Raw genomic sequence first — 738 nt, forward strand, 5'->3', positions numbered from 1 at the left:
GGACGGGCTTACGAAGCTCGACCGCTATCCCGGCGGCCAGACACACTTCCCACGCCGGCGCGCATTCCTATAGCGCAGGCGACGCCACAAGCGGTTCGGAGGAGGCGGCGCGCTTCAAGGCAAGGCGTGAGCCAACAGGCCTGAGCCAGGTGGGATCAGGTCTGCGCAGGTCGAAAGCGACAGCTCGCGGAGCGCCGCGCGGCGCCGGTGTTTTCCGGCGCTTCTCTGGCCGCAACACTGCCGCTCAGGCCGACATGGCCAATGGCCTTGCGCTCTTGTTGGGGATCTGGATGTCGATCTCCAGCGTCGACATCGTCTCGCCGCGATCCATCGAGACCTGCAGGTAATCCTGGTCGATCTGCACATGCCTGGCGATGACGGCCATGATCTCCTCGCGCAGCACCGAGACGAGATCGGGCTGGCTGCGGTTGCGGCGCTCATAGGCGAGCAGCACCTGCAGCCGCTCGCGGGCCACCGGCGCGCTGCCGCGCCGCTTGAAGAGGTCTAACAGGTTCATGCTGCCCTCCTTCCAAAAAGCCGATCGAGAAAGCCCTTGCGCTCGAACGGCACGACGACCGGCAGTTCCTCGCCCTCGAGCCGTTTGGCCGCCTCGATATAGGCGCGGGCGGCGGAGTTCGTCGGATCGCTGAGCGTCACCGGCGAACCGAGGTTGGAGGCCTTTAGCACGTCCTGGCTTTCGGGAATGATGCCCAGCAGCGGCGTCGACAGGATTTCCAG

General features: G+C 65.7%; 1 protein-coding gene and 1 pseudogene. Both read right to left on the reverse strand.

Annotation, left to right across the window (positions count from 1 at the left end; all coding sequences use genetic code 11):
- Window positions 1–244: 244 nt before the first annotated feature.
- Entirely contained in the window at window positions 245–517 is a 273-nt protein-coding gene (minE, locus tag EOA86_RS37030) for a cell division topological specificity factor MinE (protein ID WP_029351320.1), read from the reverse strand.
- A pseudogene (locus EOA86_RS37035) lies at window positions 514–738 on the reverse strand (septum site-determining protein MinD); the annotation flags it as partial. The pseudogene EOA86_RS37035 and the gene minE, both read right to left, overlap by 4 nt.

The organism is Mesorhizobium sp. M5C.F.Ca.IN.020.32.2.1, from assembly GCF_004023105.1.
Lineage (GTDB): Bacteria > Pseudomonadota > Alphaproteobacteria > Rhizobiales > Rhizobiaceae > Mesorhizobium > Mesorhizobium wenxiniae.

Bases quoted from the DNA above. Each gene is read 5' to 3' on its own strand.
- minE (WP_029351320.1), bottom strand. From the start codon at position 517: ATGAACCTGTTAGACCTCTTCAAGCGGCGCGGCAGCGCGCCGGTGGCC.